This is a genomic window from Longimicrobium sp., from assembly GCF_036280135.1.
Classification (GTDB): Bacteria; Gemmatimonadota; Gemmatimonadetes; order Longimicrobiales; family Longimicrobiaceae; genus Longimicrobium.
The window spans coordinates 1-8,234 of the sequence record NZ_DASURI010000036.1 but is presented as its reverse complement, the minus strand read 5'-3'; the positions used below and the strand labels follow the sequence as shown (position 1 = coordinate 8,234).

General features: G+C 66.7%; 5 protein-coding genes and 1 pseudogene. 5 read left to right on the top strand and 1 reads right to left on the bottom strand.

The window, feature by feature from the left end; translation table 11 throughout:
• Positions 1-1,682: pseudogene (locus VFZ20_RS01100) on the bottom strand (hypothetical protein); the annotation flags it as partial.
• A gap of 380 nt (positions 1,683-2,062) precedes the next feature.
• Between VFZ20_RS01100 and VFZ20_RS01095 the strand changes: the two are divergent.
• From VFZ20_RS01095 to VFZ20_RS01075, 5 genes are all read left to right on the top strand, one after another.
• A complete protein-coding gene (locus tag VFZ20_RS01095) occupies positions 2,063-2,218 on the top strand; it encodes a hypothetical protein (protein WP_329681962.1) in 156 nt (51 codons plus the stop codon).
• A gap of 52 nt (positions 2,219-2,270) precedes the next feature.
• A complete protein-coding gene (locus tag VFZ20_RS01090) occupies positions 2,271-2,513 on the top strand; it encodes a hypothetical protein (RefSeq protein WP_329681961.1) in 243 nt (80 codons plus the stop codon).
• 70 nt (positions 2,514-2,583) lie between these two features.
• Entirely contained in the window at positions 2,584-3,810 is a 1,227-nt protein-coding gene (locus VFZ20_RS01085) for a 6-bladed beta-propeller (RefSeq protein WP_329681960.1), read from the top strand.
• 2,032 nt (positions 3,811-5,842) lie between these two features.
• A complete protein-coding gene (locus VFZ20_RS01080; protein ID WP_329681959.1) occupies positions 5,843-7,051 on the top strand; it encodes a tetratricopeptide repeat protein in 1,209 nt (402 codons plus the stop codon).
• A 968-nt stretch (positions 7,052-8,019) separates the two neighbouring features.
• The coding region (locus VFZ20_RS01075) for a hypothetical protein (protein ID WP_329681958.1) at positions 8,020-8,234 on the top strand (215 nt) is incomplete at its 3' end.

The following is an 8,234-nucleotide window of genomic DNA, read 5'->3' as shown; positions in this document are numbered from 1 at the left end:
GCCTTGCGGACCGTGCTCGTCTCCGCGTCGTAGTGCTCCAGCGCCGCGACGTTCATCGCGTACGGGTCGTCGCGGAACGGATCGAGGTTCGGCCGGCGCACGGACACGTTGCCGGCGCGGTCCTCGATACGCTTCTCCAGGTTGATGGGCCCGTACTGGCGGACGAAGGCGTCGTAGGCGCGGTTGAGAGAGCGCCGGGCGGCCTCCTGCTCGGCCTCGGGGCACTCCTGGGCCTGGGTGCGCAGCACCTCGCGCTGCGCGTCGCGGATCGCGCAGAGGGAGACGACCTTGTAGACGTCCCGCTCGTGCCGGAGCCCGTGGAAGACCCACCGGCCCTCCCGCCAGCGCCGAAGCCTGCCGTTCACCACCTTAAACGCCCCGTCGGCGAGCCCTGCCGCGGCAGACGCGTCCGCGAAGCTGATGCTGCCGGTCTGGCGCCGGGGCTGGTAGACGTCCGCCGGGAGGAGGCCGGTGATGCGCGCCAGCTCCTCGTCCAGGCTGCGGTTCGCCGGGAGCACGACGGCCGGGTCCGTCTGGCGGAACTGGTTGCGCCCGGTAAGCCGAAGGTGGCCGGCCATCATCTCCGGGTGCGCGGCGAAGTACTCGTTGACGCGCGCGGGGCCGTCCGGCGTCTCCACCTCCACCGTCTCCAGCCACGCCGGGCTCACGTCCACCTCGTGCGCCCCGCGGCGCCGCAGGATGAGCAGGTCCGTGGTCACGCGCTGCACCGCCCGCCCGCGGAAGGCGCTCTCGGGCAGCCGCACGGCCGCGACCAGGTCGGCCCGCTCCGCCAGGTACGCGCGGGCGGCCGGGTCCGCGTGGTCCATGGTGTAGCGGCTGGTGATGAGCGCGACGAGCCCGCCCGGCCGCGCGAGCGCGACGCTCTTGGCGAGGAAGTAGTTGTGGATGGTGAAGAGCCGCGGGTTGTACACGGGGTCGTGGACCGCGTACGCGCCGAACGGCACGTTGCCGACGACCAGGTCGAAGGCGTCGCGGGGGAGCACGGCGTGCTCGAACCCGCAGATCCGGATGTCAGCGGACGGATACAGCGCCCGCGTGATGGCGCCCGCGACCGGCTCGAGCTCCACCCCCGTCCAGCGCACTCCCGACTCCGGCGCGGGGCCGCAGCCCAGGAAGATGCCGCTGCCGAGCGCGGGCTCGAGCGCCTGCAGCCCATCCCACACCGGGCCGTCGATCCCGAGCCGCGCGAGCATCGCGTAGATGGCCCGCACCAGCCCCGGCGGCGTGTGGTTCGCGTTGGGCGTGCTGGCCTGCGCGGCGCGCCACTCCTCGGCCGTGAGGAGCCCCTTCAGCTCTCCGGCGAACACGCCCAGCTTGGGGTGGTCGTCGATGAAGATCCCGGGGAACGGGCCCCAGCCGATGTACCGCGCGAGGATCTCCTGTTCTTCGCGGGTGGCCTCCCGCCCCTCGGCCTGCAGGGTACGGAGGAGCCGGATGGCGGCCAGGTTGGCACGCACCTGGGTGCGCTCCCCACCTTCACGGGCCGGTTTCTCGGGGAAGCGGAAGTCCGGATAGCCGACCGGGACGACGACAGTCTTCGGCTCTTCCGACGAGTCCTGTGGGACGGTGACGACCAGGGCTCCCTCGGGCGTGAACCCGAAGAAGCCGAGCTGATCCTCGGAAGGGTGGGTGTCGCTGGCTGCGGGGGCGAGCAGGACCATGCTCACACTCTCTCTGCACCGGGTTGGGATCGGAGGCGACGGCGCGCCTGCGGACTCCACCCCACTTTTCTCCCCACGCGGGGGTTAATTCCGATGCGGGCCGGAACTGGGCATCGCTACCTCCGTAGGGCGGTTCGAGAGAAGGAAAGAGATCACGCCCTTCCCGTTCTTCCCTCGCCCTCGCCCGCCGGCGCGTGCGGTGGCCGGTGTGGCGGGCAGGCGGGGGCACGGCTTGTATGGGGACATGACGAAAGGGCCCACGGCGGTGCGCCGTGGGCCCGAGTACGGTTATGTACGTTCTTTACACCCCCGACGGGGAGCTCGATTGGCCGCCCTCTACGCGCTGCCGGCGGACCGAACGCAACCACGGAGACGCTGGAGTGAGCGGAGCGGCATTCGTGAAGGAGTTAGCCTTCGACCGGCCGGTGAACACAATCGCCGTCACGCGCGATGATCGGCTGCTCTACGGCGCGGTCGATGAGCCGTATCCCAGCATCGTTGAATGGCGTCTCACCGGTGCCGCTACTGGAATTTAGAGCGATCTGGCGGATCCGCCCACATGCCTAAACCGAACCTTACAGGTGCACCATGAGCTTCCTCAAGCGAACAATTGCATCAACGGCAGCTCTCAGCCTCGTGCTGCTGGCTCCCATTACCTTCCAGCCGGCGAGCGTGCTGGCCGAGGGTCCGGGAGCACTGATCCGGCTGAACGACGCCTGCGGCCAGGCGACGTCTTGCCGGGCTGCGAACACCTACATCTGCTCGACCCACAACCAGGACCATATGAACTACACGTGCAACACGGGTTGCGCGCCGCCGCAGGAGACCTGATCCCGTAGCACCTCGGCTCAACCGGGATGATCCGCCAGATCCTCCATGGAGATCAATGTATCGTAGCCTGATGGCCGGAACGGTCCTTTCCCTGTCCGCGAGCGCGTGCGCCGGTGATCCCGGCGCCCGCGCCTCCAGCGTGGGCATCGACACCGTCGGAACGACAATCATCGTCACCAACCCGGAGCGGGCCGCGCCCAGCCCCTCGCCCTTGCTTGCCCGGCAGGCATTCCTGATCGGCGAGGAGGAGGGGGAGCCAGCGTACACGTTTGGCTCCATCTCCTCGCTCGCGGCCGATGAGGCTGGCCGTGTGTACGTGAGCGACGTGATGGCGGACGAGGTGCGTGTATTCGGGCCGGGCGGGGAGTTCATTGAGCGAATCGGCCGGCGGGGAGACGGGCCGGGAGAGTTCCGGGCCCCGACCGGGCTCGCCATCAGCAACTCGGGCGTTCTCCACGTCCGTGACGAGACACGCGTGCAGCGGTTCTCGCCCCCACGGCCCGGGGCCGCCGCTTCCCGCTACGAGGGTTCGCATCCCGGGCCCGCCTACGCGTTCTCGCTGATGACGACGCGCCTGGACTCGGCCGGTCGTCTGTACTATCCCATGCGGGCCGGCCGAATTCCGAACCAGAAGTACTTCTATCTCGTCTACGATTCGGCCGGCGTTCTCCTCGACACGCTCTCACTGCCCGCGTCGGTCCGGGTACCCGGCGAGACGGCGATCTTTCGCACCGGGGCGTCCGGAGGGCGGATGGTGCCGGGGCTCGCCCGCTCGCCGTTCGCACCCGTGCCGGGCTGGGACGTGACCGCCGAAGGCCACCTCCTGATTTCCCGTGGCGAATCCTACGAGATCGCGGAACTGGCCGGGAACGGCGACACGCTCCGGGTGATCCGCCGGGAAGGAGCGGCGGCCCCCGTGCCACCCGGCGAGTACGACGATTCCTTGCGCGCGGTCCGCCAGCGGGTTGCCGACGCTCCCGCGCCGGTAGAGCGCCTCGAAGGCGTGGCGGAGGAGATCCGCAGAGGAGAACTGCCCCGGACCCTGCCACAGATCCTGTCCGTGCAGGCCGGCACAGACGGCCGCATCTGGGTGCGGCGCTGGCCTGCCGCGGGAGAAGGGGGGGCGCTGTACGACGCTCTCTCGCGGGAAGGAATTTACCAGTACAGCGTGAGATTGCCTTTGAGCATGGCGTCCGTACCCGCTCCTGTTTTCACGGACAACCGGGTCTATGGCGTCGTGGTGGATTCCGACACGGAAGTGCAGCGAGTGGTCGCGTACGATCTTCCAGCCCCATAGAGGGGGGGAAACGGCTGCGGTTACACTCGGGACCTACCCTCCCGCTATCTGGAGCCCGGCACGCGAACGTGCCGGGCTCCGCGCGTTCCGCGGCGGGGGACGTGTTCCTCCCCTGACGGCGCCATGCACGGGATGTTTCGCGAACGTCCGCGCGGGGCCGGACGCGGGGGTATCATGCGTTGCCTACTATAGCATGGCCTGTAGATCGCTGGACCTGGCGAGTTTGCTAGTTCCCCGAACCGATGGTTCCCACGCCTGCCTGCTCCGGGGTGGTGTATCGATTGCCGGACCCGAAACCGCCGATCCCGGAGCCTGATGAACCGGCGTCGCCTCCACTCACACCACCTGGCCCGCCCGACGTCGCAGCACCCTCCACAACTTCCCCGTGACGTCCGCCAGAACCGTAGCCCCACCCGCCGGACTGCGCGGTACCTGACCCGAACCCGTGACCGCCGTCGGAGCTCATCGAGAGCATCGCGTTCCCACCACCGAAGGTAAGACCGCCACCTGACGCGACGCGTGCGCCGGAGCCGAACGTGTGGCCGCCACGACTGGTCGTCTCACGCTGAACGGAGTGACCAGACCCAGTGAGGACGCCGGCAACGGTGGTACTCTGCACCTGATGGCCGCTGCCGAGAGTATGACCGCCATCCAGCGCCGCCGTCGGGAGCTGGGAATCGCAGGCAGCTAGAGCGAATAGCAGAAGGGGTGCGAAGTTGAGCGCTTTAGCTTGGACGCGCATGGCCATGACTCCTGGATTTGGTGGGTGTGTTTCGCCGAGATTCGCTTTAGTTGCCGGATCCGTATCCCATGCCGCCGCGCTCAGCGACGTCCGCCGCCGGATCACTGCCTTGGGCGGAGGTCGTTGCCGCGGTATCCGTTCGATTGCCTCCACCAAACGTATATCCCCCGTTGTACGAAGGGATCTCCGGCGCTGTGATGGTCGTCCGAGGCTCGCTGCATGCAGCGAAGACTAGCAATCCTGGGATTGCAGCGGCGACCGAGGCTCGGAAGGTTTTCACGGTAGATTCCTCAGAGGGGTTGCTATGACACCAACACGGATGCGCCAAATTAACCTCTCTTATCCTCAATCCGCCAGAAAGCGCCGATCAGACGCCCAGCTGTTCCTCGGGCTGGCCCACTGGCACCGGTAACAGCGCCCCAGCAAGGGGGAGTGCACGATTTCGGATGGGATGGAGTCACTTGCGTCAGTGTCCTGAGCCGTAGGTCTCCGGTCCTCGCGCCGCCCCGGTAGAATCGGCGGAAGTTGTCATTAAGTCATTTCCGGAGCCGATTCCAATGACGACCCCGGCGGTTTCTAATTCGTCCGCGTACCGGAGCCGACGAAACCTCCGCCGTCGAGTTGTACGGCGGAATCACCGTGAGGCAGCAGCGGTTCGCCTCGGCTGCATCCGGCGGCGGCCACCCGGGGACGAAGGGCGGTGCTGGTTAGCACCAGTCCCCAGACGGCGGCACGTACTTCATCGGTCAGCCTCCCTAAATAACAGATTACGTGAAGATCCGTGTGCGGTCGCAAATCTTGGTAAACCGCGCGTATCGCGCCACATTCTTGACTACCATCCCAACTCTCACCTGCGCAGGCTCTGGGACGGGCGGCCGTTCTAGGCGGAGTACCGGGATCTGCGACGCGCGGCTCTTTTGTCTACTATAGCGCGCGCCGAATGTAGTGCGTAACTTGTCTGCTCGCCTGCTCCGAGTGGCCCGTATCGAGCGCCGCGCATGCCCGGGCGAACGGCTGGCTGGGTGTTCGGGTCGCCTTGGTGCCCGGAGTAGCTGGGAGGCCGGGTGGCCGGTTGGACGGGTGGGTCGGGCGCGCCGTCGGGCCTCGGCGCCAGCCGCGCGGTTCCGCTTGCGTTCGCCGTTCCCTTAGTGCACCTTTTCCGCTAAGGTTTAACGTTTCCAGTGGTCCTTGTCCCCTCCTACGATGCGCCCACTCTCGCGGACCGCGAGTGATCAGCCCGGCCACACGCGAGCGAAACGGAAATGGACGGAGCGGCCTGCCCCGCCGCCATTGCGCACGCCGTTTGAAGGGGCTGAAATCCTTGATGAAATACCAGGCACGCTGGGGCTTGTCCTCTGGCAGCGGCTTCGTGACGTGCTCCTGTGGACCTATACCCCGATCGCTTCGCGAACAGACCTGTACTGCGAAAGCGACAAGCCCGCCGAGCCGGTCCCCGCGTTCCTACGAGAAACCGGGGGGCATGTGGCGCTTGCTCACCCTCTACAAGCGGTCGAGGCGCTGTGCACGCACCCCGACCTGATCGGGACGGATGCGGTAATCGCGGCGTGCCTGCAGATCAGCAAATGGGCAACAGACGAAGGTTATGTCATCACTGCGGTACATTTCTCAGAGGCTGCTTACTTCCTTCGTCCAAGCGATTCCGGTCTAGCGTTCAACGCTGGGAGAGCCTGCCGCCGCCGGGCTGCATATGAACGGGCGGAGACTTGGTTTAGCCGTGCGATTTACTTGGCGCGTGCTACGAAGGACTGGATTTCCTACGCTGATGCGCTGCTCGGGTGGGGGAACATGGAGTTTCAGCGCGCGAACTTCGATGCCGCTAGGTCGCTGTATCTCCGGGCGTTCCGAACGGCGAAGAAGGGCAAGGTGCGGAAGCTTGGCGCAGCCGCACAGCACAATCTGCTGTTGCTTGCGATCGAGTTGCGGGACTGGGTGGCGGCCGCGCCGCACGCGCAACTTGCTTACGAGTTGTACCCCGCCGATAACGAGCGGTGGCCATATCTGGCGCATGACGTCGCACTTGCGTGGATGTGGCAAGGCTACTTTAACGAGGCTCTCCCCGTCTTCGTGGAGGCCTTCCGTCTCTTCACGGCGCCGGTGGAGAGGCTACAAGTCTGGGCGAACATTGGCCGGACCGCTGCCGCGCTGGGTGATAGCAACAAGTTCTTCGAAGCCGTGGCGTATGTTACGGCCCGCACTCACAACGCAGGTGAGTTCGTCGCTTCCTCACTGGTCAACTTGGCCGAAGGGGCACGCTCCCTGGGGCTGGTTCTACAGGCGCGTCAGCTTGCGCAGCAGGCTCTAGAGGTTGCTAGACGACGCGGCGAAGGCTCCACCGCCGCTCATGCTGAATCATTCTTGGCGCATCTGGCGGATAGGGACGCGCGTGACGTAGTCCGGACCGCGCCAGACGACGTGCACGCGCTCTCCGCCCAGCTTACCGACGCCCTTAGGCGCTATTCCAACCCGCCCGTGGGCTAGGGCGGCCTCCCGCCGTTAATGGCCTGACCCGAACCCTCCGCTTCCTCCTCTTGCTCCGCCTCCGGTTGTATCGGTGGCGGTTGTTTGCGTCTGCGTATCCTCCACGGGCGGCAGCGGTACGGCGGCCTGCGAGAGAACCGCACCTCCGTCCTGTCCACCTTGCGACGCCGTGGGGCTGCTGGTGCAGCCGCCTGCCGTAGCCGTCGCGAGCACCAGGGCGAGGCAAAGGGAGCGTGCGCGCATCGTTCGTATCTCCTGAAAAAGGGGCGGTGACAATTCGCGGCCGGGAGTGGCCGCGTGTTGAAATTACCTCTAATCGTGTACAACGCGCCACCGTGGTACCCGGGTGGTGCAGTGGCGGATTCTGACATCCGTGCAAGAGGGTGTGGCCTAACGTGATCGAGCGGCCAAGCCGGTACGCTTGGCGGTGTTTTGGCGCCTGATTGCGAGACCAACACTGGACGGTTTAGCCATAAAACGAGGTTTGTTTTCAGGCGGAAACCGTTTCAAGTGAGGCGTGGTCCCCGTGCCGACTCCAGCGCTAGCTCACCCAGTCGCGCCATCCACCAATCCGGAAGTTCCTCAGTCTCACAGGCCGGAGGATTACCCCGATTCCCAATCTGCCGCGAACCCCAGGGATGCGGATGCCAAGGGATCGGGCCTGCGCCCGCATGAGAGACCGACGGACTGCGCAACGCCCCCAACTCCGGGCCGCATGTTCGGCAGCGGGAACTGATGGGCGCGCCAGGACGGCTCCCGTCGGGGAGCCCAGCGCCGTCGGACGGAGCGCAGCCCATTGGGCGATCCGCAAACTTGGCCACCGAGGAGATGCGGAAATATCACGAGGAAGGGCGGTACATGCGGCTCATCCGGGTTGGTTCGACCTGGATGTTCGGGAGCGGCAGCTGATGGGCAGGGGCAATGATTGCCGGGATGGAACTGCGCGCCGTTGGTGCGTCCCTCACAGGATGGCGCGCGATTTCGGCGAACGGCTGGACGGGGAGCGCATCCTGGAGGAATCGCCGGGGGACCTCGGGCTGCTGCTGTGGCGGACAGCGCGGGACGTGGCGCTGTGGGCGATGACACCGGAGGAACGGCGCGGGGGGCTGTTCGCGAGTGGAACAGCCGGCGCGCGGCTGGCGCTCGTCACCGCGGCGGAGCTGCCGTCGATGCTGCCGGCCCC